Raw genomic sequence first — 24,774 nt, 5'->3', positions numbered from 1 at the left:
CGTGGCTTCGGAGACGCGCAGCCCGGTGCTGATCAGCGTCATGCAAGTGTCCTCGTCCTCATTCGCGGGGGCGCAGGCGCACGTGATTAGACCGTAGCGTCTCGCTGCGTCCACAAGGCAGTAGCCGTGCAAGACTGGAGAATCATCTCTGCCTACGGCTCTCAGCCTGCGTCCCCATCCAGCTCCGCATCGGCGCCTCCAGTTGCCCCCGTGCCGGTGGCGGTGAATCCATGTGTGATCGAAGCGAAGGGGTTTTGATGTGTGGGATTTTGTAAGGAATCAGTATGAGCAGATCCTGTTCAGCAGTTGGCAGCACTTTAGCCTCGTCGTGCAATGCCTGATCCTGGCGACTGTCATCGCCGTCGTGCTGGCCGCCGTCGTCTACCGCAGTTCCGCGCTCACCGGGATCGCCAACTCCGTGTCTGCCATAGGCCTGACCATCCCATCGTTCGCGCTCATCGGGCTGCTCATCGCGCCACTCGGCTTCGGCGTCGTTCCTGCCGTCATCGTCGTAGCGTTCTTCGCTACCCTCCCCATTCTGCGCAACGCGGTCGTGGGCCTATCGGGTATCGCACCGTCGATCGTGGAATCCGCCCGCGGCATTGGCATGAGCCGGTTCCGCACGCTCCTGCAGGTAGAACTGCCCATGGCGTGGCCAATCATCCTCACAGGCATTCGGGTATCCGCTCAAATGGTCATGGGAATCGCCGCGATCGCCGCATATTCCCTCGGCCCAGGCCTGGGCGGATTCATCTTCTCCGGCCTGTCCCGCCTCGGCGGCGCCAACTCCCTCGAGTCGGTGATGACGGGCGTCATCGGCGTTGTCGTGCTCGCCCTTATTCTTAACCTCCTTCTCGTCGGCCTCGGCCGCCTGACCACACCCCGAGGTATCCGTGTCTGAACTCATTGCATCCAACAGCGCAGAATCCACCAGCACCGAAGATTCCCCGACAGGCATCACCGGTGCGAACATCCTGCTGGACCACGTCACTAAGCGTTTCCCCGGCCAGGCGCGCCCCGCGGTCGACGGTCTGACCATGGAGATCCCGGCCGGCAAGATCGTCATGCTCGTCGGCCCCTCGGGCTGCGGCAAGACCACCACCCTGAAAATGATCAACCGACTCATCGAACCGACCGAGGGCCGCATCGTCGTCGACGGTGACGACGTCACCAACATGAACGGCGATACCCTGCGCCGAGGCATCGGCTATGTCATTCAGGCCGGGGGGCTCTTTCCCCATATGACGGTGGCCACCAACATCGGCCTCGTTCCGAAAATGCTCGGCTGGGACAAGGCCCGTATCGCGGCGCGGGTCGACGAACTCCTCGAGCTCGTCTCCCTCGACCCGGTGCTCTACCGAAACCGGTACCCCAAGGAACTCTCTGGCGGCCAGCAGCAACGCGTCGGCGTGGCGCGCGCCCTCGCGGCCGACCCACCCGTGCTACTCATGGACGAGCCCTTCGGCGCCGTCGACCCGATCACCCGCCTACGCCTGCAAGACGAACTACTCAACATCCAAGAAGAACTGCAGAAGACCATCGTCTGCGTCACCCACGACTTCGACGAAGCCGTCAAGCTCGGCGACTGGATCGCCATCTTCAACGAGGGCGCCCAGCTCGAACAGTACGACACCCCGGAACGCATCCTCGGCGACCCGGCCAACGAATTCGTCGAAAACTTTATCGGGTCAGGCGCCGGCCTCAAACAGCTCACCCTCACCCGGGTGGCAGAGGTCGGGTTCGGCGACGCCGTCGTGGGAAGCCCCGGCGAACGGGCAGCGGATGTCCTAGCCCGCCTCATCGACGCCGGCCACGGCCACGCGGTCATCGTCGATGAGCGTCACCGTCCCATCCAGTGGCTCTCCCGCCGCAAGCTCGGCCGCCTCGAGCTCATTAGCAACGTTCCCGATCCGAAACTTCCGGTCGTCGGCTACCGTGCCACGCTCAATGACGCACTCGACACAATGCTCGTCTCCAGCGCCGGAGCCGCGCTCGTCACCGGCCGCCGCGACATGTTCAAGGGCGTCATCGACGTGCAGACCGTCATGGACGCCATTACCCGTTCACAGACCGCTGCCGTGCTCGAGTCGGACCAAGCGCCCGTCGGACTAAACACCGGCGTGTTCCAAGCGCAGGCGCCTGCCACCGACGCCGACCTGAACGAGACCGAGAGCAACGGCGCCGACGCGCGGGCCGGTCAATGAGCACCCGCCGCCGAACTACAGAAGCCGGCATTTCCGGCGGCGACTCCGCCGTCGAAACACCCGGCGACCCGGCCGCGCCGGCAGTACCGGTCAGTCGTGCCAGCGCGGTATGGCAATCCTGGCGGGGACTGGTCTACCAGCTGGCCGGTATTCTGCTCGCATTCCTCGCGCTCGTCATCTGGCTACTGACGGCCAACCTGTCGCCGATCGAACTGACCACACTCGCCCCGGACGCGCTCTGGGTTTACACCGTGCAGCATATCCAGCTCACCCTCCTCGCCGCGGTGATCGTGTTGGTCATCGCGATTCCCTTGGGAATCGCCCTGACCCGACGATCCCTGCGGTTTCTGACCGCTCCGGTGCTCGCGATCGCCAATGTTGGTCAAGCCGCCCCTGCGATCGGCGTCGTCGTCCTCCTCGCATTCTGGGTTGGTTTCGGCTTCTGGGCAGCGACGCTGAGCCTCGTGCTCTACGCGGTGCTCCCGGTGCTGCGCAACACCATGGTCGGCCTGCAGCAGGTCGACGCCCGCCTCATCGAAGCCGGACGTGGCATGGGCATGAGCTCCACAGCCGTGCTCTTTCGCGTGGAACTCCCTCTTGCCGTGCCGGTCATGCTGTCAGGCGTGCGTACCGCCCTCGTTCTGCTGGTCGGCACCGCCGCCCTGGCCACGTTCGTCAACGGCGGCGGACTCGGCATCCTCATCACCACCGGCGTCAATCTCAGCCTCACCCCCGTGCTCGTCACCGGAGCCCTATTGGTGGCTCTGCTCGCCCTCCTCATCGACTGGATCGGCCGCGTAGCAGAACACGTCGCCCGCCCGAAGGGACTCTAGATGCACCGCCCCTCTTTTCACACCCGCCGCGGACACGTCGGCCACTGGGCTCAAGCAACGAGCGTCCTCGCCCTGTCCGCCGTCGCCCTGACCGGCTGCGGACTGCAACCGGCGACCTCATACGTTCCCGCGGTTGGACCCGGGTCGATCACCCCGCTCGACGGTGCCGACGGTGTCGACCTCACCGTCACGTCCAAGAACTTCACTGAGCAGCTACTGCTCGGCAAGATCGCGGTGCTCGCCGGGACCGCCGCTGGATTCGACGTCACTGACCTCAGTAACGTGCCCGGCAGCCAGCCGGCCCGCGAGCTGCTTCTCTCTGGCCAGGCCGACGTGCTCTGGGATTACACCGGAACCGCATGGTTGACCTACCTCGGTCAGGCCGAGGCGATCACTGACCAGAACGAAATGTGGCAGGCCGTGTACGACCTCGACCTCACCAACGGTGTCACCTGGGGCGCGCCGGCACCGATGAACAACACCTACGCCCTCGCTGTGCGCAGTGAGGCAGTCGCCGACCTCGGCGGCATCACGGCCATGTCCGAACTTGCCGCGTTGCCGGTCGAGGATCGCACCTTCTGCGTCGAGTCCGAATTCAACTCCCGGCCAGACGGCCTGAACCCCATGCTCGCCCATTACGGACTGGAACGTGGCACCGCCAACGGCGTGCCCGACAGCAACATCGGCATCTACGACACCGGTGCCATCTACAGCGCAACCGACAACGGCGCCTGCAACTTCGGCGAAGTCTTCACAACTGACGGTCGCCTCGACGCGCTCGACCTCACAGTCCTGACCGATGACCTCGCATTTTTCCCGGCATACAACGTGGCACCGATCTTCTTCACCGACACAATCAAGGCCCACCCCGGCCTGGAAAAGGTCTTCGCCAAGATATCACCGAAACTCACCGACGAGGTCCTGCGCGGCATGAACCGTCAAGTTGACGTCGACGGTGCCGAACCCGCCGATGTGGCCTATGAGTGGATGATCGAGGAGGGTTTCATCACCGACCCAGCCAGCTAACCAGACACGGGCGACGGATGCCGCGAACAGCACGATCGTCCGGGCCAGCATCGCAGAGGCAGGCCAGGCGTGCAGGTGCTCGAACAGCTCCTCATCGAGCCCAGTACGGCCAGCTTCGACGCCCCGGAGTGCCGACCCGACACGGTGGTAAGTAGGCCGACAGCGATGATGATACGACGAACAGGCTCGTGGCGTGGGTCACGCCGTCCAACCAAACAGAAACGACTCGCATGCGTGCTTCGACGGGGCAGCACACGCGATACACGAATACCGCGACGACATACTCACCCCGCTGCGGGCCGACCTGGACCAGTCACGCACAAGTGAACGCGAGCAGCGCACCCGTTCCGACCGCGCCGAAGCACCCTTGTGAACGTCATGGGAGCTTTCGCTGAGTTCGAGCGGTCGCTGATTCGTGAGCGTCAGCGCGAGGGTATTGCTTTGGCTAAGACGCGTGGCCTATACCGCGGTCGCACCCCGTCACTGGACACGGCCCGTGCGGCCGAGCTGCGCGAGAAGGCTGCCGCTGGCGTGCCGAAATCTGTTCTTGCTCGACAGTTTGGGATCAGCCGCGAAACCGTCTATGTCTACCTCGGCGCCGGGGACTGAGCTGGCTATAGACGATTCGGTGTGGTTAGAGGTGGATTCCTGCGGTGTCGACCAGTTCGACCCAGCGCGTTCGACGGTCGATGTCTTCTCGGATAGCTGGGGCCGGGGCGTAGACGTCTGCGTCAGATAGGGCGGCCAGGTTGAGGCCGGTGAGGTCGGTGATGTCGGTGATGTCCACGATGGGTACTTGGTAGGTGCGGTACGGTCCCAGCGGCGGGGGATTACCGTACATGAGGGCTGGAGCGCGGTCCGTGTCGAGGTCGATGTCTTCTAACTGTGGACTTTGGTCGAGGACGAATCCGGCAGCGTGAAGAGCGGTGGAGTCTCTTGTGGTCGTGGTCCATGCCGCGATCTTCCAGAACGCTTGTGGAATCTTCACGCCGCGGTATATCGGGTCCTGGGTTGAGAGCACGGGGGCGGTGAAGACGCTGATGCGATTACTGTTTGTGCGTGCGTAGGTGAGGACGTGGTCCTCGAGGCCAAGCCGGAGTTCTTTCGATTGGTTAAAGGCTCCGGCTTGCGGGGCGGCGTTGGTGTAGGCGAAGGTATCGTAATTCGCACGCCTGGCTGTCGTTGTGTCGCCCCAGACCGGGTCCTGTCGCCGGACGAGGTGTCCGCGGTCGAGATCGTTTCTGGCGTAGACGCCCTCCCCGGCCTGTTCGTAGACCGGGACACGCGAGTCGAGGTGCCAGTCGTCGCCCCGGTCAACAGTAATGAGCTGATCCCCGTCGATGTTGACGCCGATCGCGATCGCGAGGCGCCGCGCGGGGTCGAGGAGCACGGTGAAATGTGTGTAAAGCAGTTCACGAATCAGGGTGCCCGCAGGAGGGACGGGGAGCGGCAGAGGAATTTCAAGGAAATCGGCGTTGTATCCGGCAGGATAAAGTAAGGGGGCGTTCATGGTGATAGTCAAGCAGCCAGAGCCGACAGTTGGGGCCTTCGGATATACATGGCGGAGTTGATGGGGACGATCCTCTAACGTGGTGCCGTTTCTTACCGATGGATTCTGCGAAGCCAAGTAATCGAGAACAGGCGCAATTAGTCCTTACCCGGCGGCGGTTGGTTCGATCTGAACGACTCCACCGGGCACCAGATGATAGGCGCCGGTCAAGGCGTCGACCAAGACTTTCACTGTGCCGCCATCCGCGGGCAATTGCAAGTCGAGTAGCCAATTCGGCTTATACAACAACGGGTCTCTGCTGACGCTTGTGACCTCGATCGGGATCACGGCGCGACGTCGGTGCAGAGCGGTGCGTACCGCGCATTGCCGGGCATCGTTCTCGGCGTGTTCTTTACTGATCGTTGCGGGAGCAGCATCCAGTGTTTCGCACGGTTCAATCAGAACCGGATCGGGCCAAGGATCGCTCGTGCTCGTGCCGCCGCTGCACCGGTCGACCAAGATATGGGCGACTCCGTAGATGCTTCGGCCGAAAGCTCGCTGTTGAACGGCGTAGACATAGCCGGCATAGGGATGGTGCACTAAGCGGGCGTTCGTGCAGACGAGATCGGGAGCGCGGTTCAGCACGAGCCGGATAGCCCGATTGCGACTGATACCGGCGGGAATACGACGGGCCGGCTGGTCGGCAGTGGTGGGCGGAGCTGGTTGTGGCCCGACGACCGGTATCGCGGCGCTCAACGGACCGACGCTTCCGTCGCCATGATCACATCTTGGCCCTTAAGTAGTTGGGCTGGGATCGGGCCGAGACGCTCCGTTTCGCCGAGGGCCGCCTGAATGTGTGCCGGGACGGGGCAGCTCGTCTGCGTCAGCAGGCTGCCTACAATCATCGCCGTGACGGAGCTGACGATGCCTACGAGCATCGAATCCAATCCCGTGCGCGAAACCAGGCTGAAGATCTCCCAGACCACTGGGACGGCGGTTCCCACGATCATCGAGGAGATCGCCCCAACGGTGTTCGCCTTCTTCCACCACACGGCAGCCACGTAACAAGGCACAAAGGCGCTGCCCAGAATCGTCGTCGCGAAGATTACGAGAGCGAAGACCGCTGGAGGCTGAAAAACGGCGATGAAGAATCCGACGATGGCCAGGGCGAGCACCCTACCGCGGGAAACCCACACCATGTTCTTCTCGTTCATCTTCTTATTGATGAAGCGATGGTAGATGTCCCGACTCGCAATGGTACCGGCTTGCAGCAGGATCGAATCCGCCGTGGACATGATGGCAGCCATAATGCCGGCCATGACGATGCCTACCACGGCGGGGGGAAGCAACAACTGAGCGGTGGCGAAGATGGCCATCTCCGGGTCCGTGCCGATCGGAACGATCAGGAGAGCAACGATGCCGACGAGGTACGGGGCCGGAACGAAAAGAATATTGAAGAGCATTGAGTAACCGCCGGCTTTGCGCGCGACACTCGGGCGCTTCATGGCCATGTGCCGGGTCACCACGTGCGGCCAGCCCAGGTAGCCGATCGAGAACACCAACAGCGCCCCGATAATCAGCCCCCACTGGCCGTAATTTGCGAGGTCTTTTCCCCACATCGTCAGCAGAGAGGAATCGATCTCACCGATTCGCGCATTGGCAGCACCAAGGCCGCCGAGGGTGGCCAGCGCTGCGAAGAGAACCCACAGAACCCCGATCAACATGATGATCGCCTGAAAGAAATCCGTGTATGCCACAGCGAGATAGCCGCCCAGGAACGTGTATAGAACGATGACACCGATGGCAACGCCGAGGGCGAGCGGATAGGAGAAGCCGGTAACCAGCGCCAAGCCCTTTCCGCCAGCAATGAACTGCGCCAGAACATAGAAGAACAGGCATATCAGTGCGAGCGGAGCGGCGATTATGCGAGTGAGCGCCGACGGATAGCGACGTTCCAGGTATTCGATTGAGGTGACGGCCCCGAGGATTTGGGACAGCTTGCGCATGCGCCGCCCCAGCACGGACATGTTGAGCACGCCGCCGCCGAGGTCGCCGAGCGCGTACCAGAGGCTCCAATAACCCTGGGTGTAGGCCAGCGAGCCAGCGCCAAGAAACATATACCCGCTCATGGATGTGCTTTGCAAGGTCAAGGCAGTGACAGCGGGCCCCATGCTTCGACCCCCGAGCAGGTAGTTATCCAGGCCCTTACCCGCGCCCCGGCGCATGGCCCAGATGCCAATGCCAATGAGAATCAAAAAGTAGAAAAGTAGGAAGTTGATCTCGGTAGTCATTCCGGACCCCCTTCGTCTTCGCGCGCCCAATGCCGGGACACCCACATAAACCCGACGGTATAGAGAATCCAGAACACGGGAACTCCGATCAACACTGATGAAGTAAAAATGGGCAGGTTTAACAACAGTTCTCCTGGCGGGTTGGCCGTCTAAGCATTCATTTGCTCGGGCGGGATTTAGCAGGGCTGCCCTGCCGCGTGCTCGGTTCGGCCGGCGAGGTCATCAAAGACTTTTGGCGTGGCTTCGAGCTGACAAGGGTACCTGGTTCGGTACGTTGTGGGCTGCAATCCCCCTCTCAAGCCGTAGCAATCGGCTACCCACAGTTGGGTCGAGAGCGATCAGAACGAAGGTATTCCTCCGGAAAGATTCGGCACAATCATGCACGTCTGCGCGATATTTTTGCACAAAAACAGCTATCCACCAGCTATTTAAAGAATATAATTTGGTCCGAGGGTGCTGCGTTGCGACCTCGGTCTATATGTGATCTAAGCTGTCCCCCCGACTTTTGGAGCTTATAGGCATTGTCAGTCAGGCACAAGGCAGCGAGCCAGTATCACCGCCGCAAGTGTCTCCGATGCTGTGAGACACAGTGTCCACGATGCGGAATTTGTCAAGGCGAATGAGACCAGTGACAAATTCCGCCCCCGCAGTGACCGGCTGCGCGCGACCTGGATTGTTACCCACCTTCAGGCTGGCACCCGCATCAAGGAGCTCACTCGCGCTCTCGGTGTGGAGAAGTTTGAAAACCTGCCACGCTACCTGGAGTATGTCCAAGCACTCGATGTTGCCTCCTATCGCGCACAGCTGCGCGGGACGGTTATACAGTGAGCGCGTCAACCTCGGATGCCGCGCTTCTGGAGGAACGGATGCAGTCCACGTTCGGCATGACCCGACTGGACTACAAGCGCGAACGCGCCCGCGGCCCCGTCTCACGCGCCTACCTCAACAACGCCATCCGCATCGTCGACAACTCCGGCGTCGTGACCAAACTTATCGAGTGGCGATACGCGCGCTTGAAATCAAACGCCGGCGTCAAACCAACCATCCCTTTTCGCGCTGTACTCGTGCTCTTTCTCCTGCACGTGCAACTGGGGTACGGCATCAACTATCACCGCATCGCGGAAACCCTCGACGTGCACTTCCACGACGAAGAATTTGCCCTGCTCGGAATACAAAACCACGCCGGCGAACACGATGACTGGTACCAACGTCTGTGGCGCTCAGCGAATCGTATGATGGCTCTCATCGACCCCTACCCCGGTCCCCGCAATAAGCGGTTGAAGCCGAAGGCCTATGCGAAATTGCTCACGAAGCAAGCAACGCCGAAGGCCACACGAAAGTCTGCACGCAATCTTGAGCGCCTGGACTGGCTCTGCGAACAACTCCTTCACACCAGCGTGCGCATGCTGCCCGCAGACATCTGGGCCAAATACACCGGCAACATCGCCGCCGATGCGACTCTGATTCCGGGAACCGGTCGACCCAACCCAACCGACCCGACTCTGCGGCGCGGCAATGCCGACTCCCACTCCGGACGCTACCGGCGCGAAGGCAGCCACGGCGGCCTGGGTGCCAAAACCGATAAGGCCGGCTACGAACTCGAAATCAGCGTCATGGTCTGGGACAAGCCCGGCCAGAACATGCTGTTCCCCTCACTCATCACCGCCGTCGGTTTTCACCGGCCGGGAGAAATCATCGGGCACGGCGCAAAGCTCGTCGACTCCCACCAACGCCTCGGCTTCACCAGCGGCCTAGTCATCGTCGACCGTGCCTACAACGGGGAAAGGCCCGCAACTTTCAAATTCCGTTGAGGCTTCGCGGCTGCGAGCTCGTCATCGACTATAAGAAGACTGATCTCGGGCTGCAAAACCAATGGGGTGACCTCATCCTCGTCGACGGCAACTGGTACGTCACCTGGATGCCCCAAAACCTCATCGACGCCACCAAAAACTACAACACCCGTGAGCCCAACCCCACCAACCCGAAAAAGCCCCGGCGCCTCATCGACAAGAAGACCTTCAAGACCTACCTCGAGAACCGCAACGCCTATCGGATGAAGCCCAAGGGCCGTCCCGACAAGGACGGATTTCAGCGTTTTCTCTACCCCACGCCCGGCAGCTATATGGCTATTGACCGTGTCAGTGGCAAACGAGTGGCCAAGCCCTCAACACCCGTGAGTGTCACCATCCCCCTCGACGCCGGAGCACCGTCCGAACGAAACCAGGACCCCCGGCTCGCGGTGAAGCACCTGCAGAAGTTCGCTTACAAATCACGGGAACACCGCGAGCACTTCGGTATGCGCAGCCTCGTCGAGTCCGCCTACAAATCGCTCAAGGGCAAGAACTTCGAAGACCTCGCCAACGTCAGCAAACGCTCCGGCCGCGGCTTCGCCTTCAACTACCTCGCCGCCACCCTCGCCGCCGTCTCAGCGAACCTCCGCAAAACCTACGACTTCTTCGTGAAGGCCGCCGAACTCGACCTCGGCGAGAAACTTTCCCGCGAACGACGCCGCAAAGAAGCCACCGGAACACCACTGAGCGCCCACAGCGCCCTACCGGCCCTGGCACCACCGCAGTAACAACGGCCGCCACCCACTCCAGCACCACCGACCCGCGCACCGAAAGCTTCAGCCTGCCCACCCGCAGGCCTTTTCCTATTTAAGAGGTCAACGCCACCTCAACCGGCCCGGTCAGCCCCGCCAACACCGTTAAAAACCGAAGGCCGGCCGAGTATTTCTACTCAACCGACCTGTTCGCTTGGATTTCACGAAAACGAGACTTCAATTTCCTGAAACACCCAGAGTGCGCGAGAGGGGACTTGAACCCCTACGTCCTTTCGAACACTGGCACCTGAAGCCAGCGCGTCTGCCAATTCCGCCACTCGCGCGAACTTAGGAATGCTAACACTGCGAGGGGGGTCAGCGCCATTCGACGGCGCGCCGCGCGGGTCCGGGGGCTGAATCGGCCCAATCTCGGCCCCCGCAGCCATGACTGCGCCCGAAATTGGTAGCCGCGCCGGTAATTACTGCAGCGCCCACCGGTATCGGGCGCGACCATCAGGAGAGCCCGCCTATCGGGCGCGGGCACAACGGATGCCCGCCTCGGCCAGCCTCGGAGAGAACGGATGCCACCGCCAGAAACGGCCGCGCAGCATCCGCTCCCCGCCACCTATCGAAAAATACCCACGGAATGCCCATAATGGGCCCCGAATTCGGTCCGGGACCCTCCGCGGGTAGTATGGCTGTTCGTGCCGTTTGCGCCCTGAAGGTGGGTTGTCGCCCGAGACAAGTAACATGCTCATAGCCAAACGGACCGGATCGGGAGACCTGTGGGCATACTGGATAACTTTGAAAAAGGCTTGGAGCGCGCCGTCAACGGAGCGTTCGCCAAGACCTTTCGATCGGGCTTGCAGCCGGTGGAAATAACCTCCGCGCTGCGTCGTGAGCTCGACACCAAGGCCGCTGTCGTCGCGCGGGATCGCATCCTCGCGCCCAATCGCTTTACCGTGCGCATGTCCCACGCCGACTACACCCGCATGAGCGCGCTCGGCGTCACCCTCATTGACGAGCTCACCGCCCTCATGCAAAAGCACGGCACCGAGCAGCGCTACCAGTTCACCGGCGGCATCGATATCACCCTGCAAGACGACCGCAGCCTCAGCGAGGGCATGGTGCAGATCGACTCCAGCTCGGTCAAGAGCAACGTCGCCTGGAGCCCGGTGCTCGACATCAACGGCACCCGGCACCCCCTGGTCAAGGCCCGCACCGTGATCGGCCGTGGCTCCGACGCCGACATCACCGTCGACGACACCGGCACCTCGCGTCGCCACGTCGAAATCCTCTGGGACGGCTCGCGCGCCCAGGTGCGTGACCTCGGCTCCACCAACGGCTCCCAGCTCAATGGCGCCCCGGTCAGCCAGGCCATCCTCGAGCCCGACTCGGTCGTCACCATCGGTCGCACCCGCATCGTGTTCCGCGTGCTCGCCCAGGCCTCACCAGACTCCCGCGAGTACCCGCGCGCCGCGCCGCCGGCCGACCCGCCCACCGAACGCCACGATATGGGCGGATTCTGGGGGCCGAACACATGAACGTCAGCGAACTGACCCTGCTGGTGCTGCGCATCGGCTTTCTGCTCTTGCTTTGGATGTTCATCTTCGGCATCGTCTACGCCCTGCGCAGTGACCTGTTCGGCCAGCGCGTGCGCAAGATGAAAACGGATGCCGCCGCCCCCGCCGCCGCATTCCCGGCATCCGCTGTTCCCGCCGCCGTCCCCGGCCCCGTCGCTGCCCCCGCTGCCGCTGACGCCTTCACGCCGCCGGTCGCGCGCGCCAGCCCTGCGGGCGGGAATTCAGGGGCAGACGGGGGAAGGGCGACTGCCCAGAACACCACCCGCCTGGTCATCACGAGCGGCCCGAAGGCCGGCACGGAGTTTCCGCTCGGCGCCGAAACCATCACCATCGGTCGTTCGAGCGACTCCAGCCTGGTCATCCGCGACGATTACACCTCCACGCACCACGCGCGTCTCATGCTCTGGAACGACGAGTGGATGCTGCAAGACCTGGATTCCACTAACGGCACCTTCCTGGCCGGCTCCCGCGTCACCGTGCCGACCAAAATTCCCCTGAACGCCACCGTGAAGATCGGCGCCACCAGCTTCGAGCTTCGGCGGTAGGTCATGGCGACGGTCAGTCATAGCGCAGCCGCGTCTCACGTCGGCAAGATTCGCTCCAACAACCAGGACTCCGGGTACGCCGGTCGCAGCCTGTTTGTGGTCGCCGACGGCATGGGTGGCCACGCCGGCGGCGACGTCGCGTCGTCGATCGCCACCAAACGCATCATCGAGGCCGACAAGCACTATGCGAGCGCGCAGGACGCCGAATTCGCTCTGCAGGCCGCCCTGATCGGTGCCAACGCCCAGCTGGCCGAGACGGTCTTCGAACACGCCGAACTCACCGGCATGGGCACGACGGTCAGTGCCATCGTGGTGCTCGAGAACGAGGTGGCAATCGCCCACATCGGCGACTCGCGCATCTACCTGCTGCGCGAGCGTGAACTCTCCCAGATCACCATCGACCACACCTTCGTGCAGCGCCTCGTTGACAGCGGGCGCATCACCGAGGCCGAGGCCATGGTGCATCCGCGCCGCTCTGTGCTCATGCGCGTACTCGGCGATGTCGAGGCGAGTCCCGAAATCGACACTTCGATTCTGGCCACGATCGACGGCGACCGCTGGCTGCTTTGCTCCGACGGCCTCACCGGCGTCGTCTCGCACACCGCCATAGCCTCCGCTCTGGCGAGCGGTGCCAGCGCGCAGGATGTCGCCGACCTGCTGGTCAAGGAGAGCCTCGACGGCGGCGCCCCCGACAACGTCACCGTGGTCATCGTCGACATCGGCGCGGGCGACGGCTCCGCGCGCACAGACAGCCCGGTCATCGTCGGTTCCGCCGCGAATCCGCTCGCCTTCGGTGAGGAACCGGGCCGCAACCGTGCCCTGCGCATCCCGGCCCTGCGCCTGCACCCGGTGCGGGAAACCCACTTCGAGCCCGATTCGCAGGATTACCTGTCCGAACTGATCGAAGAGGATGCCCGCCGCGCGCGCCGCCGCAAGGTCACCTGGCTGGTCGGTGTCATTCTGCTGGTGCTCAGCATCGTCACGACCACGATCATCGGCTACCAGTGGACCCAGACCCGCTACTACGTGGGCGTCGACGGTTCGAACGTCGCCATCTATCAGGGCGTGCAGCAGGACATTGGTCCGATCAAACTGTCCAGCGTCTACGAAGACACCGAGCTGAGCCTGTCCGACCTGCGCGTCTATGACCGCCAGCAGGTGGAGCAGACCATCAATGCCGGTTCACTGGACGACGCCCTGGCCATCATCGAGCGACTGAAGGGGGCCATCGTTGAGTAAGGCATCCGCTCAAACGGCGCGTCCGACGGCAACCGAGCCGGTGCGTCGCCTGCGCCTCCCGCAGAAACTGCGCAACCTCGAACTGTTCCTGCTGCTGATCGCGTGCTTCATCAACGCCAGCGCGGTCGTGCTCGTACAACTCGGTGCCCTCGGCGAGCTGGACCCGACCCTCGTGCTGCTCGGCGCCGGCCTGTCGGCCCTGGTGATCACCCTGCACATCGTGCTGCGCTTTGTCGCCCGCGATGCCGACCCGTTCATCCTGCCGATCGCCACGGTGCTCAATGGCATCGGTATCGCCATGATCTACCGCATCGATATCGCCGACAAACAGGGCGGTTGGGAGAGCGCGGCCGTGCGCCAGACGGTCTGGAGTGCCCTGGCTATTTTCAGTGCCATCGTCGTGCTGCTGGTCATCCGCAACCACCGTGTGCTGTTTCGGTACACCTACATTGCCGGTCTCGTCGGTGTGCTCCTGCTCTTTCTTCCGCTCGTTCCGGGCCTCGGCAAGGAGATCAGCGGCGCCAGGGTGTGGATCAGCTTCGGCAATTTCGGCACCTTCCAGCCCGGTGAGATCGCCAAGATCGCCCTCGCCGTGTTCTTCGCCGGCTATCTCGTGCGCAACCGAGACAGTCTCTCCATGGTCGGCAAAAAGTTTCTCGGCGCCCGGTTTCCCCGCTTTCGCGACCTCGGACCGATTCTCATCGTCTGGGCCCTGTCGATGTCAGTCATCATCTTTCAGCGCGACCTCGGCACCGCCCTGCTCTACTTCGGCCTGTTCCTGGTCATGCTCTACCTCGCCACCGGTCGACTGAGCTGGGTCATCCTGGGCATGGGTCTCTTTCTCGGCGGCGCGCTACTGGCCAGCCAGACCCTGGACTACGTCAACGGCCGGTTCACCAACTGGCTGGATGCTCTGAATCCAGACGTCTACGAGGCGAAGGGGGGCAGCTTTCAGCTGGTGCAGGGCCTGTTCGGCCTCGCCAAGGGTGGGCTGCTCGGCACCGGCTGGGGCCAGGGCCGCCCGGAAATCACTCCGGTACCGCAGAGTGACTACATCATCGCGAGCCTCGGCGAGGAACTCGGGCTCGCCGGGCTGTTCGGCATCCTCGCCCTCTACCTACTGTTCGTGGCTCGGGGCTTCCGCATCGGCTTCGCCGGACAGGATGACTTCGGCAAGCTCCTCGCTGTCGGCCTCGCCTTTGTCGTTGCACTGCAGTGCTTCATCGTCATCGGCGGTGTCACCCGGGTCATTCCGCTGACCGGTCTGACCACGCCGTTCCTGGCCGCCGGCGGCTCATCGCTCGTGGCCAACTGGATCATCGCGGCCCTGCTGCTGCGGCTCTCCGACACCGTGCGCAACCAACCCAGGCTGGTGGTCTAAGTGAACCGCGAACTCAAGCGCGTCAGCATCGTCGTGATGCTGATGTTCGTCGCCCTGCTCAGCTCGACCTCGGTCGTGCAGGCCTTCCAGGCCGACAATCTGTCGGCCGACCCGCGCAATACCCGCACGCTCTACGACAGCTACCAGGTTGAGCGCGGCGCCATCCTCGTCGCCGGGGAACCGATCGCGCAGTCGATGCCGGCCGACGACGACTACAAATTCTTGCGCACCTATACCAATCCAGAGCTGTACGCACCGATCACCGGGTATATCCCGATCAACGGCGAACCGACCGGCCTCGAGTTCGCCCTCAACGCCGAACTCACCGGGACCTCCAACTCGCAGTTCTTTGACAAGATCAGCGCCCTGGTCACCGGCCAGGACCCGAAGGGCGCAGCCGTCGAGGTCACGATCGATCCGATAGCCCAGCAGGCCGCCTGGGATGCCCTCGGCGATTACACCGGATCGGTCGTCGTCACCGAGCCGGCCACCGGCCGTATCCTGGCCATGGTGTCCAAGCCGAGTTTCAACCCGAACCTGCTCACCGTGCACAACAATGCCGAGGTCACGGCCAGCTACGAAGCGTTGCTGGCCGATCCGAGCGACCCACTGATCGACCGGGCGATCAATTCGCTCAACCCTCCCGGGTCGGTGTTCAAGCTCGTCGTCACCACAGCGGCCCTGGAATCGGGCGACTACACCCCGGAAAGCACCTTTCCCAACGTGGCCGTCTACACGGCGCCCGGCACCACGAGCAAGATCGAAAACTCCAGCGGGGGCACCTGCGGCGCGGGTGACACGGTCACCCTGGCCACAGCGCTCCGGTTGTCCTGCAATATTCCGTTCGCCGAACTCGGCGTCGAACTCGGTGACACCGCTATTCGTGAGACAGCCGAGAAATTCGGCTTCAACAGCAGCTACAGCATTCCCATGAACGTCGCCGGGAGCGTGTATCCGCGTGGGCTCGACGATCCGCAGACCGCGCAGTCGGCGTTCGGCCAGTTCGACGTGCAGGTAACGCCGCTGCAGATGGCCATGGTCAGCGGCGCCATCGCCAACGGCGGCGTCGTAATGGCCCCTAACCTGGTGCAGGAAATTCTCGCGCCCAACCTCAGCGCCATCGAAACCTTCAAACCGGTCGAACTCGGACGGGTGATGAGCGAAGAAACTGCCGCGACGATCACCGCGATGATGATCAACGGCGTTCAGGATGGCGCTGCAAGCAATGCAAGAATAGACGGGGTCGACGTGGCGGGAAAAACAGGCACGGCTCAGAACGGATCAACCGATCCATTCACGTTGTGGTTCACCGGTTTCGCACCGGCGAACGACCCGCAGTATGCCATCACCGTTCTCGTCGAGAACGGCGGGGGAGAAGGACAAACCGGGTTCGGCAACAAACTTGCCGCACCTGTCGCACAGAAAGTACTAGAGGCGGTGCTTAACAAATGAGACCCACAGCAGGCCTCACCTTCGGGGGACGATACGAGCTGCAATCGCGCATTGCGATTGGCGGCATGGGCGAGGTGTGGAAGTCCACCGACCTCGTCATCGGACGCAGCGTCGCCATCAAGATTTTGAAGGACGAGTACCTCGGCGACCCGGGCTTTCTCGAGCGCTTCCGCGCCGAAGCCCGCCACGCCGCTCTCGTCAACCACGAAGGCATCGCGAATGTCTTCGACTACGGCGAAGAAGACGGCAGTGCTTTCCTGGTCATGGAACTCGTGCCCGGCGAAGCCCTGTCCACCATCCTCGAGCGCGAGCACGTGCTGCCGACCGACAAGGTGCTCGACATCGTCGCGCAGACTTCGGCCGCGCTGCACGCTGCCCACGCCGCCGGTCTCGTACACCGCGACATCAAGCCCGGTAACCTGCTGATCACGCCGGAGGGCCGGGTCAAGATCACCGACTTCGGTATCGCCCGCATCGCCGACCAGGTTCCGCTCACCGCGACCGGCCAGGTCATGGGCACCGTGCAGTACCTCTCACCCGAGCAGGCCAGCGGACACCCGGCGTCACCGACCACCGACATCTACTCCATCGGCATCGTCGCGTACGAGTCCCTCGCCGGCCGACGTCCTTTCACGGGCGAGTCGCAGGTCGCCATCGCCATGGCACAGATCAATGAGATCGCTCCTGACCTCCCGGTGACCGTCTCCGAGCCGGTGCGCAACCTGGTGTTCGCCTGCCTGGCCAAGAACCCGGCCGACCGGCCGGCGTCGGCTGCCCACCTGGCGCGCGCTGCATCCGCTCTGCGTCGTGGTGACGTGGCCGCGGCTGCCGTGGCCGTGCCATCCGTTCTGGGCGGGCTCAGTGCCACCAGCGCCACCATGCTCATGCCCGGCGCCGGAAACGACCAAGCCACGACCATCCTTCCGGCCACTGGTTCCCCCATCACCCGGGCATCCGCTGCAGCAGCCGCCGAAGCGGAGAAGAAGAAACGCAGCAAGTGGACCTGGCCACTCATCGCCCTCGTCGCCCTGCTCGTAATCGTGCTCACCGGCACGCTCATCGCGCTGTTCACCCAGAACAACGAGACGCCGGTGCCGGCAGCGACGTCGGCGACACCCTCGACCACGCCCAAGCCGTCTCCCACACCGACTCCGAGCCCGACACCCACTCCGACCCCCACCAACACCTCGGTCAATCCCGACGACTTCGTCGGCAAGCCAAGCGCCGAAGCCGCAGCTTTGCTCGTCGACATGGGCTTCGTGGCTGACATCGCCACGGGCAATGCCGCCGAGACCAGTGACAACGTCGACAGGGTCTACCGGGTGAACCCCACCGGTCCGGTTCCGGCTGGCACCACCGTGGTCCTCACCGTTTATGGCCCGGTGGCAACGCCGAGCACGCCGACGTCGGCCCCGACGGCGACGCCCTCGCCTGCGGCCCCCGCCGGTACGGTCACGGTCAGCTGGAACGCGCAGACCTGCCCGGCCGGCCAGACCCTGGCCGGTTACGAAATCGCCACCGAGGGCGGTGCCGCCGTCATCACGTCGGCGAACCCGACCAACGCGGAAACGACGACGGGCACCATCACCGCTGGAACCGAGAATTTCAAGGTCAAGTTCCGCTACTTCTGTGGTCAGGTCAGCTCCGAGTTCTCGCCCACGGTCGATGTGAAAGTCACGGGCGACCCAGCTGTCACGGAGTAACTCCCTCATGCCGTGCGGTAAAGTAGCGCTCACTGTGTCCGTCCCGAATACAGTGTCTGATTGTGGGGAGTGCTGTAGTGCCTGACTCTGGTCGTTTGATCGCGGGTCGCTATCGCGTCGGCGCCCTGCTCGGCCGTGGCGGTATGTCCGACGTGCACATCGGCACCGATTCCCGGCTCGGCCGCACGGTGGCGATCAAGCTGCTGAAGTCGACCCTTGCGGCTGACCCGGCCTTTCGCACCCGCTTCCGTCAGGAGGCCCAGGCCGCAGCCCGCATGGCTCACCCGACGATCGTGCGCGTGTTCGACGCCGGCGAAGAGACCGTCACCGATGAGTCCGGCCACGACTCGCAGATTCCGTTCATCGTCATGGAACACGTCGACGGTCGGCTGCTCAAGGACATCATTGGGGAAGGTCCGATCGATTCCATCGAGGCCGTGCGCATCATCGACGGGGTACTGACCGCCCTAGAGTACTCACACCGGGCTGGAGTCGTACACCGCGACATCAAGCCGGGCAACATCATGATCACCAAGTCCGGCCAGGTGAAGGTGATGGACTTCGGTATCGCCCGAGCTATCTCCGACTCCGCCACGACCGTGGCCCAAACCACCGCGATCCTCGGAACCGCCGCCTATTTCTCCCCCGAGCAGGCCAAGGGCGAGTCCGTCGATGCACGCACCGACCTGTACTCGACCGGTGTGGTGCTGTTCGAAATGCTCACCGGCCGCCCGCCGTTCCGCGGTGATACGCCCGTGGCCGTCGCCTACCAGCACGTCAGTGAGACGCCGGTCAAGCCGTCCGCGATCAACCCCCGCGTGTCTCCGGCCCTCGATTCGGTCGTGCTGCACGCCCTGGCCAAGGACCGTTTTGCTCGCTACCAGAGCGCCGTCGAGTTCCGCAACGATGTCGAGACCGCCGGGTCCGGCCAGATCCCCATCCATCATGCCGGCGAAGAGGTCGGCGCCGGACTGTTCGGCGCAGCACCCACCGCCATCACCGGCTCGGCCCTGGCCCTCAAACAGCTCTCCGAAGACCAGACCATGGTGCGCACGCAGCGTCGCCCTCCCGTGATCTGGGTCTGGGCCGGAATCGTCTGCGTCGTCGTTATTGTCGTGGCTGTCATGATCTGGGTGGCGAATCTGCAACCCTCGGTGGAACTGCCCGACAGCTCACGCGAGGTGCCCTCGCTCACCGGCGAGACCTACGATGATGCCCAGAACACCCTCCTCGACCTGGATCTCGCGGCCACCCGTGCCGAAGAGTCGAGCACCACGGTACCCGCCGATCAGGTCATTCGCACAGACCCGCCAGCCGGCACCATCGTCAACCCGTCCGACGTGATCAAGGTCTTCGTTTCGACCGGTCCGGTGCCCGTCGTCGTCCCCGATGTCACCAACCAGACGATAACGGATGCCCAGGCCGCGATCGAAGCGCTCGGTTTCGTCTCCGGGTCGGTCACCGCTGAGAACTCGCCGACCGTGGCCACCGACGTCGTCCTGCGCACCGACCCGGCAGCGGCATCCGCGCAATTCGCCGGGGACACGATCAACTACATCGTGTCGAGCGGACTGGTCACGTTGACGGATCTCACCGGTCAGTCACTCGTCGCCGCGATCGATCTGGTCAGCAGCAATGGCCTCGCGCCCGTCTCCAAGCCCGATCCCACCTGCGCCCAAGAGTCCGGTTCCCCGATCAAGGCGCAGTCCCTGGCGCCGGGCGATGTCCCCCAGCGCTCGGACATCACGCTCACCTATTGCTCCGGCTCCTAGCCCCCTCCCGCTCCTGCTGGACGGGGCCTGGGCCCCGTGCAGAAGGAGACGTCAGGTGAGGCGCAGCAGGGGATGCAGGGACTTTGCGGTCTCCTGGGCGCCCGCGAGGCCGGTCAGGGCCAGCCAGTTGCCGAGCATGCGGTATCCGCCCTCGGTCAGCACCGATTCCGGGTGAAATTGCACACCGAGAATGGGAGCGGATGCGTGGCGTAGCCCCATGATGACGCCGCCCTGCGTGCGTGACGTCACCACGAGGTCGCTCGGAACGGTCGACGCGACGACGGCGAGCGAGTGGTACCGGGTGGCCGTGAACGGCTGGGGCACACCCTCATAGAAGTCGCTGCCGTCGTGCGTGATGAGCGACGTCTTGCCGTGCATGAGCTCTTCAGCGTTGGTCACCGTAGCTCCGAAGGCCTCAGCGATGGCCTGGTGCCCGAGGCACACGCCAAAAAGCGGAAGTTCGGCCTCGAGTGCCGCCTCGACCACGGCAATGGACACACCAGCATCTGACGGCTTGCCCGGACCAGGTGAGATCAGAACGCCGTCGTAGTCGGAAATGCGGGAGGCGGCATCCGCTTTGTCAAAAGAGTCGTTGCGCACGACATCGGTCTCAGCGCCGAGCTCCATGAGGTACCCATTGAGGGTGTACACAAAGCTGTCGTAGTTGTCGATCACGAGAATACGGGTCATGGGCCGCCCACCGTCGCTTCCTGGTTGTTGAGAATGCCGTCGATCCAGGGATACACCCAGGTGGCCAGCACGGCGAGTACCGCCAGTAACAGGATCAGAACCAAAATGATGCGCACCCAGATTGGCCCGGGAAGAATGCGCCACAGTGCTGCGTAGATGGGAGCCTCCTAGCCCTGGGCTGCGATGATCGGTGCGAGTTCGGCCGGTGCGCCGGCCGAAATCGGCTGCCACGACTCGAACACGCCGTAGGCGATGATGCGTTCCGCGGTGGAATACAACGGATTACAGCTGGTCAGGGTGATGATCCGGTCGACAGCAGTGGCGTCGGGATTATTCGGAACGGATGCCAGCACCTGCACCTGAGAGGGCGCCACGTACTCGGTATCGCGATACCGGTAGGTGTAATAGCCGTCGGCGGTCTGCACATAGATGGCGTCACCGAGCTGAAGTTCGTTGATCAAATGCATGCCGCCGCCGAAGGCGCTGCGGTGGGCGGCGATGGCGAAATTACCCACCCCACCGGGCATCTGAGTGCCGTCGTAGTGCCCGATTCCCAGGCGGTTGCTGTTTAGAACGTCGTGGCCAGTGCCCTCAGCAATGGTGCGGTGATAGTCAGCGCCGAACCGTGGCACATACAACACGGCGAATGCCTGGGCATTGGCCGGAGCGGTAGCCACCATTGGTGCTCCGTAGTCAACCGGTGCAGGTTCTGCACTCGGTTCTGCCGGGTCAGTCGTTGGCACCGGTTCGGGCGTCGACGTGTCCTGTTGGATCCAGTCCTGGCTGATCTGACTGGCAGCATCGGACTGCGAGTTGGCCATGATCATGTCATTCCACCAAAGCTGCCAGCCCAAAAACAGCAACACGAGTGCGCCCGCAGTGATGAGCAGTTCGCCGAGCAAGCCGAGCACGCTAATTTTGCCTGACTTCGCCCGGCGCGGGCGCTTGGTGACGATCTCGGTGGGATCGTCGGCCTGGGGACACATACTGCGAGTCTACCGACCTGAACGTGTACCAGACCTCGCGTCAAATCCACTCAAACAGGCGAAGACGCTAGGATCGCAGAATGGCACGTAAGAATCCCCGCACCCGGCCCGCCCGCACCGACGTTGCCCGCTCGAACGAGGACGCGCCCAATGCCGTCTGGTTCAAGCCGGTCATGTTCGGTTTCATGCTCCTCGGCCTGGCCTGGATCATCGTGTTCTACGTCAGCGGCAGCCAGCTTCCCATTGCGGGGCTTGGCGCCATGAACATTCTGGTCGGCTTCGGGATCGCCTTCATCGGCTTCCTGATGACCACGCGCTGGCGTTAGTCCGGCGACCCTGCACCAACTGTTCGGCCAATGAACGTTGATCCGTTACCGCTGCGTCACCACGGCGTAATAACAAGGGTAATGACACGGGTGTAATTATCCCCATGTGGATAGACCTGTGGATAACTCGCCCTCGCGCAGCGCTCGGTCGGTTAACTCACGAAGAAGCGCGCGAAGCTCAGCAGCACCAACAGGGCGGCGAACGCGCCGATCAGCCCCACCTGCAGGGGCTTCTGACGGATGCGCCGGGTCTGCACGAAGATGAGGCCGAGCACCGCACCGCCGATGATTCCGCCGACGTGCGCCTGCCAGGCAATATTCAGGCCTGGAATGAACCCGATCACGAGGTTGATACCGACCAGCACGAGCAACTGGGTGGCATTGCCGCCGAGTCGGCGTTGAATCACCAGGAACGCGCCCATCAGGCCGAAGATCGCACCGGATGCCCCCACCACGGGAGTGAAGGGATCCGCCAAAAACAGCACCCCGAGTGAACCGGCCAGCGCACTCAGCAGATACAGCGCCAAGTAGCGGCCCCGGCCGAGCAGAGGTTCCAGGAGCTGCCCGAAGATCCACAGCGTGTACATATTCAGCAGCACGTGGAAGATAGAGCCGTGTGCGAGGGCGGTGGTGAGCATGCGCCAGGGTTCAAAACTGCCGGGCTGGGAGAAGAAGCCTGCGTAGATCAGCAGGTTGGTGATCTGATTGCCGAAAACGAACTGCAGAAGGTACACGACGAGCGTTATTCCAATTATGGAATACGTCACGGCAGGCTTCCCGGCGGTCAGTCGGGTGAGCACCGCCGGTTTGGTGCGGGGTGCGTTCTTGCGCTGTTCCTTCATGCACTCGGGGCAGATGACCCCGACAGCGGCCTGGGTTTGGCATTCGGCGCAGATGGTGCGGCCGCAACGCTGGCACAGAATGAAGCTCTGCCGCCCCGGATGGCGGTAACAAAAATTCGCCGCCGAGGCCGGCAGATCACTCATTTTCTGTGCAGAGGTACTGGTTAGACGTTCTCGACGGAGACGGTCAGAATCTTGACGTCTTCGAGGGGCCGGTCCCGACCGTCGGTAGCGACCGTGGCAAGCTTGGCGACGATCGCGCGGCTGTCTTCGTCTTCAACGGCACCAAAGATGGTGTGCTTGCCCTGCAGCCAGGTGGTCGGAACGACGGTGATGAAGAACTGTGACCCGTTCGTGCCGTGGCCGCCCTGGATTCCCGCGTTGGCCATGGCGAGCACGTACGGCTGGGTGAAGTCGAGGTCGGGGCTGATTTCGTCATCGAACTGGTAGCCGGGGCCACCGGTGCCCTGGCCGAGCGGGTCGCCGGCCTGAATCATGAAGTCTTTGATGATGCGGTGAAAGATCGTGCCGTCGTAGAGCGGCGTGGTGGAGGCGACGCCGGTGGCGGGGTGCTTCCACTCGAGTTCGCCGGTCGCGAGGCCGACGAAGTTCTTGACCGTCTTCGGCGCGTGATTGCCGAAGAGGTTGACCTTGATCGGTCCGAGGGTGGTGTTCAGGGTGGCGACAGCAGTGTGCTTAGACATACCCCGATTCTTGCACAGCTACCTCGACCGAATCTGATTGCCGCCGTGCGCTCCCAGTGCATTCGCTGGCAACTCCGCGATTGAGTGGCAAGATGGGCACTCAGTGGCAAGATAGATACACATTCGCCACACGACATCGATGGAGGGTCCAGATGAGCCTGTCACGCAAGCGCCGCAAGGAACTCACTCGGCTGCGCAAAAGCGCAGACGAACTATGGAGCCACCAGCAAGAAGTACTGGAGCGAGCAAACGTTCTCGCTCGTCAGGCCGGTCACCAGGCCGGTATTCTTGCTCGCGAAGAAGTAGCTCCGCGCGTACGCGAGAGCTATGACCACTACGTTCGCCCGAGCGTGAACGCCACCCAGGAAGCCGCCGACGGCGTGCGCCGGCGCGTCGTCAACGACGTTCTCCCCGGAATCGGTACCGCCATCGGCACGGTCATGTCCGTCGGTGACGTCGCCCGCGACGCCCGAGTGCGCGCTGCATTAGGTCGCCTCCGCCTGCAGAAGCCGGTTGTGGTCGAACCCAAGGGCCCCGGAGCCGGAACCTACTTCGCCCTCGGCCTGGCCGTGGTCGCCGCCGTAGGCGTCGCCTACGCCGTCTGGCAGACCTTCCGTGCCGACGACGAGCTCTGGGTCGCCGACGACGAGGTTGAACCAGCCGCTAGGCAGGAAGACTAGAGCAGACGCTCGTCCGCTCGTGCAGGGCCCGCATCCACCGGATGCGGGCCCGGCCGCGTTAAGGGCGGCTGCGGCCGACACGGCCCTGCTGGGAGCCGTACACACGACATCCCAGCGGATGCCCGGCGCCGGCCGATCACGCAGGCAACAGATTCGCGAGCTAAGACATCACGCTCGGGCAAAAAAGAAGGGCCCGTCCGAAGACGGGCCCTTCACCTGCGTGTGGAGCCACGGGGAATCGAACCCCGGACCTCCTGCTTGCAAAGCAGGCGCTCTACCAATTGAGCTATGGCCCCAATTACCCGACCGGCACGGATGGATAAGCCAGCAGAAGCGGGTGAGAAGTGGTGAATCTGGTGCTGCGTGGGGATACCGGGATTTGAACCTGGGACCTCTTCATTATCAGTGAAGCGCTCTAACCAACTGAGCTATATCCCCCTCTTGGGCAGATTAGAGACTACCGGAATCTGGCCGGAACCTGAAATC

Annotated in this window: 23 protein-coding genes, 3 tRNA genes and 1 pseudogene; 17 read left to right on the top strand and 10 right to left on the bottom strand. The window is 63.3% G+C overall.

Going from position 1 to position 24,774, the window contains the following annotated elements:
- The first annotated feature begins 259 nt into the window (after positions 1–259).
- The 5 genes and pseudogenes from BLS91_RS01235 to BLS91_RS01215 form a co-directional block, all read left to right on the top strand.
- Positions 260–901 (top strand): ABC transporter permease, encoded by a 642-nt coding sequence (locus tag BLS91_RS01235; protein ID WP_092338423.1) that lies wholly within the window; start codon positions 260–262, stop codon positions 899–901.
- Positions 902–956: 55 nt separating this feature from the next.
- A complete protein-coding gene (locus tag BLS91_RS01230) occupies positions 957–2,204 on the top strand; it encodes an ATP-binding cassette domain-containing protein (protein WP_167552408.1) in 1,248 nt (415 codons plus the stop codon).
- Positions 2,201–3,037: an ABC transporter permease gene (locus BLS91_RS01225; protein WP_092338419.1), complete on the top strand. Its 837-nt coding sequence runs from the start codon at positions 2,201–2,203 to the stop codon at positions 3,035–3,037. The genes BLS91_RS01230 and BLS91_RS01225 overlap by 4 nt, the downstream gene beginning before the upstream one ends.
- The gene (locus BLS91_RS01220) at positions 3,038–4,063 is read left to right on the top strand and encodes a glycine betaine ABC transporter substrate-binding protein (protein WP_092338417.1); all 1,026 of its coding nucleotides are present in this window, start codon (positions 3,038–3,040) and stop codon (positions 4,061–4,063) included.
- A 363-nt stretch (positions 4,064–4,426) separates the two neighbouring features.
- Positions 4,427–4,672: pseudogene (locus BLS91_RS01215) on the top strand (helix-turn-helix domain-containing protein); the annotation flags it as partial.
- A gap of 25 nt (positions 4,673–4,697) precedes the next feature.
- Here BLS91_RS01215 and BLS91_RS01210 read toward each other — a convergent pair.
- From BLS91_RS01210 to BLS91_RS01200, 3 genes are all read right to left on the bottom strand, one after another.
- A complete protein-coding gene (locus BLS91_RS01210) occupies positions 4,698–5,573 on the bottom strand; it encodes a DNA/RNA non-specific endonuclease (protein WP_092338415.1) in 876 nt (291 codons plus the stop codon).
- Between the two features lie 144 nt (positions 5,574–5,717).
- Positions 5,718–6,308 carry a hypothetical protein gene (locus tag BLS91_RS01205; RefSeq protein ID WP_104129815.1) on the bottom strand — a complete coding sequence of 197 codons (591 nt, stop codon included), beginning with the start codon at positions 6,306–6,308 and terminating at the stop codon, positions 5,718–5,720.
- Positions 6,305–7,843 (bottom strand): sodium/proline symporter, encoded by a 1,539-nt coding sequence (locus tag BLS91_RS01200; protein ID WP_092338411.1) that lies wholly within the window; start codon positions 7,841–7,843, stop codon positions 6,305–6,307. The genes BLS91_RS01205 and BLS91_RS01200 overlap by 4 nt, the downstream gene beginning before the upstream one ends.
- Before the next feature lie 579 nt (positions 7,844–8,422).
- Here BLS91_RS01200 and BLS91_RS01195 point away from each other — a divergent pair.
- The 3 genes from BLS91_RS01195 to BLS91_RS01185 are packed head-to-tail and all read left to right on the top strand — an operon-like array spanning position 8,423 to position 10,421.
- A complete protein-coding gene (locus BLS91_RS01195; protein WP_092338409.1) occupies positions 8,423–8,671 on the top strand; it encodes a hypothetical protein in 249 nt (82 codons plus the stop codon).
- The gene (locus BLS91_RS01190) at positions 8,668–9,654 is read left to right on the top strand and encodes a hypothetical protein (RefSeq protein ID WP_134505224.1); all 987 of its coding nucleotides are present in this window, start codon (positions 8,668–8,670) and stop codon (positions 9,652–9,654) included. Before BLS91_RS01195 ends, BLS91_RS01190 begins: the two co-directional genes overlap by 4 nt.
- Positions 9,651–10,421, top strand: coding sequence for a hypothetical protein (locus BLS91_RS01185; protein ID WP_092338405.1), 771 nt, complete (start codon positions 9,651–9,653; stop codon positions 10,419–10,421). The genes BLS91_RS01190 and BLS91_RS01185 overlap by 4 nt, the downstream gene beginning before the upstream one ends.
- 224 nt (positions 10,422–10,645) lie before the next feature.
- Here BLS91_RS01185 and BLS91_RS01180 read toward each other — a convergent pair.
- Positions 10,646–10,729 (bottom strand) — tRNA-Leu (locus BLS91_RS01180).
- A gap of 441 nt (positions 10,730–11,170) precedes the next feature.
- Here BLS91_RS01180 and BLS91_RS01175 point away from each other — a divergent pair.
- The 7 genes from BLS91_RS01175 to pknB all read left to right on the top strand — a co-directional run bounded on the left by BLS91_RS01175 (position 11,171) and on the right by pknB (position 20,060).
- Entirely contained in the window at positions 11,171–11,929 is a 759-nt protein-coding gene (locus tag BLS91_RS01175; RefSeq protein WP_092338403.1) for an FhaA domain-containing protein, read from the top strand.
- Positions 11,926–12,513, top strand: a complete 588-nt coding sequence (locus BLS91_RS01170) for an FHA domain-containing protein FhaB/FipA (RefSeq protein ID WP_092338402.1) — start codon at positions 11,926–11,928, stop codon at positions 12,511–12,513. The genes BLS91_RS01175 and BLS91_RS01170 overlap by 4 nt, the downstream gene beginning before the upstream one ends.
- Positions 12,514–12,516: 3 nt before the next feature.
- Positions 12,517–13,752, top strand: coding sequence for a PP2C family protein-serine/threonine phosphatase (locus BLS91_RS01165; RefSeq protein ID WP_092338400.1), 1,236 nt, complete (start codon positions 12,517–12,519; stop codon positions 13,750–13,752).
- Positions 13,745–15,133: an FtsW/RodA/SpoVE family cell cycle protein gene (locus BLS91_RS01160; RefSeq protein WP_092338398.1), complete on the top strand. Its 1,389-nt coding sequence runs from the start codon at positions 13,745–13,747 to the stop codon at positions 15,131–15,133. Before BLS91_RS01165 ends, BLS91_RS01160 begins: the two co-directional genes overlap by 8 nt.
- Positions 15,134–16,585 (top strand): peptidoglycan D,D-transpeptidase FtsI family protein, encoded by a 1,452-nt coding sequence (locus tag BLS91_RS01155; RefSeq protein WP_092338396.1) that lies wholly within the window; start codon positions 15,134–15,136, stop codon positions 16,583–16,585. It begins immediately after the preceding gene.
- Positions 16,582–18,288 (top strand): protein kinase domain-containing protein, encoded by a 1,707-nt coding sequence (locus tag BLS91_RS01150; protein ID WP_092338394.1) that lies wholly within the window; start codon positions 16,582–16,584, stop codon positions 18,286–18,288. The genes BLS91_RS01155 and BLS91_RS01150 overlap by 4 nt, the downstream gene beginning before the upstream one ends.
- Before the next feature lie 77 nt (positions 18,289–18,365).
- Positions 18,366–20,060, top strand: a complete 1,695-nt coding sequence (pknB, locus tag BLS91_RS01145) for a Stk1 family PASTA domain-containing Ser/Thr kinase (protein ID WP_092338392.1) — start codon at positions 18,366–18,368, stop codon at positions 20,058–20,060.
- A 51-nt stretch (positions 20,061–20,111) separates the two neighbouring features.
- On the opposite strand, the gene BLS91_RS01140 is transcribed toward pknB, so the two are convergent.
- Together BLS91_RS01140 and BLS91_RS01135 are read right to left on the bottom strand one after the other, a co-directional pair.
- Positions 20,112–20,750 (bottom strand): anthranilate synthase component II, encoded by a 639-nt coding sequence (locus BLS91_RS01140; RefSeq protein WP_092338390.1) that lies wholly within the window; start codon positions 20,748–20,750, stop codon positions 20,112–20,114.
- 167 nt (positions 20,751–20,917) lie between these two features.
- Positions 20,918–21,736, bottom strand: coding sequence for a class E sortase (locus BLS91_RS01135; protein WP_241983066.1), 819 nt, complete (start codon positions 21,734–21,736; stop codon positions 20,918–20,920).
- Positions 21,737–21,816: 80 nt separating this feature from the next.
- On the opposite strand from BLS91_RS01135, the gene BLS91_RS01130 reads away from it, so the two are divergent.
- Positions 21,817–22,062, top strand: coding sequence for a cell division protein CrgA (locus BLS91_RS01130; protein WP_092338388.1), 246 nt, complete (start codon positions 21,817–21,819; stop codon positions 22,060–22,062).
- 152 nt (positions 22,063–22,214) lie between these two features.
- Here BLS91_RS01130 and BLS91_RS01125 read toward each other — a convergent pair whose 3' ends face one another.
- Both BLS91_RS01125 and BLS91_RS01120 read right to left on the bottom strand, forming a co-directional pair.
- A complete protein-coding gene (locus BLS91_RS01125) occupies positions 22,215–23,048 on the bottom strand; it encodes a rhomboid family intramembrane serine protease (protein ID WP_092338386.1) in 834 nt (277 codons plus the stop codon).
- A gap of 20 nt (positions 23,049–23,068) precedes the next feature.
- Positions 23,069–23,608: a peptidylprolyl isomerase gene (locus BLS91_RS01120; RefSeq protein ID WP_092338384.1), complete on the bottom strand. Its 540-nt coding sequence runs from the start codon at positions 23,606–23,608 to the stop codon at positions 23,069–23,071.
- 152 nt (positions 23,609–23,760) lie between these two features.
- On the opposite strand from BLS91_RS01120, the gene BLS91_RS01115 reads away from it, so the two are divergent.
- Positions 23,761–24,288, top strand: coding sequence for a hypothetical protein (locus BLS91_RS01115; RefSeq protein WP_092338382.1), 528 nt, complete (start codon positions 23,761–23,763; stop codon positions 24,286–24,288).
- A gap of 223 nt (positions 24,289–24,511) precedes the next feature.
- Here the strand turns inward: BLS91_RS01115 and BLS91_RS01110 are convergent.
- Positions 24,512–24,584, bottom strand: a tRNA-Ala gene (locus BLS91_RS01110).
- 68 nt (positions 24,585–24,652) lie between these two features.
- A tRNA-Ile gene (locus tag BLS91_RS01105) sits at positions 24,653–24,726 on the bottom strand.
- Between the last annotated feature and the right edge of the window lie 48 nt (positions 24,727–24,774).

Source organism: Cryobacterium flavum (assembly GCF_900103805.1).
Lineage (GTDB): Bacteria > Actinomycetota > Actinomycetes > Actinomycetales > Microbacteriaceae > Cryobacterium > Cryobacterium flavum.
The sequence above is the reverse complement of the archived record's forward strand: the minus strand, read 5'-3'. Positions and strand labels throughout refer to the sequence as shown.

Bases quoted from the DNA above. Each gene is read 5' to 3' on its own strand.
- BLS91_RS01225 (WP_092338419.1), top strand. From the start codon at position 2,201: ATGAGCACCCGCCGCCGAACTACAGAAGCCGGCATTTCCGGCGGCGAC.
- BLS91_RS01220 (WP_092338417.1), top strand. From the start codon at position 3,038: ATGCACCGCCCCTCTTTTCACACCCGCCGCGGACACGTCGGCCACTGG.
- BLS91_RS01210 (WP_092338415.1), bottom strand. From the start codon at position 5,573: ATGAACGCCCCCTTACTTTATCCTGCCGGATACAACGCCGATTTCCTT.
- BLS91_RS01200 (WP_092338411.1), bottom strand. From the start codon at position 7,843: ATGACTACCGAGATCAACTTCCTACTTTTCTACTTTTTGATTCTCATT.
- BLS91_RS01170 (WP_092338402.1), top strand. From the start codon at position 11,926: ATGAACGTCAGCGAACTGACCCTGCTGGTGCTGCGCATCGGCTTTCTG.
- BLS91_RS01165 (WP_092338400.1), top strand. From the start codon at position 12,517: ATGGCGACGGTCAGTCATAGCGCAGCCGCGTCTCACGTCGGCAAGATT.
- BLS91_RS01150 (WP_092338394.1), top strand. From the start codon at position 16,582: ATGAGACCCACAGCAGGCCTCACCTTCGGGGGACGATACGAGCTGCAA.
- BLS91_RS01140 (WP_092338390.1), bottom strand. From the start codon at position 20,750: ATGACCCGTATTCTCGTGATCGACAACTACGACAGCTTTGTGTACACC.
- BLS91_RS01135 (WP_241983066.1), bottom strand. From the start codon at position 21,736: ATGTGTCCCCAGGCCGACGATCCCACCGAGATCGTCACCAAGCGCCCG.
- BLS91_RS01130 (WP_092338388.1), top strand. From the start codon at position 21,817: ATGGCACGTAAGAATCCCCGCACCCGGCCCGCCCGCACCGACGTTGCC.
- BLS91_RS01125 (WP_092338386.1), bottom strand. From the start codon at position 23,048: ATGAGTGATCTGCCGGCCTCGGCGGCGAATTTTTGTTACCGCCATCCG.
- BLS91_RS01120 (WP_092338384.1), bottom strand. From the start codon at position 23,608: ATGTCTAAGCACACTGCTGTCGCCACCCTGAACACCACCCTCGGACCG.
- BLS91_RS01115 (WP_092338382.1), top strand. From the start codon at position 23,761: ATGAGCCTGTCACGCAAGCGCCGCAAGGAACTCACTCGGCTGCGCAAA.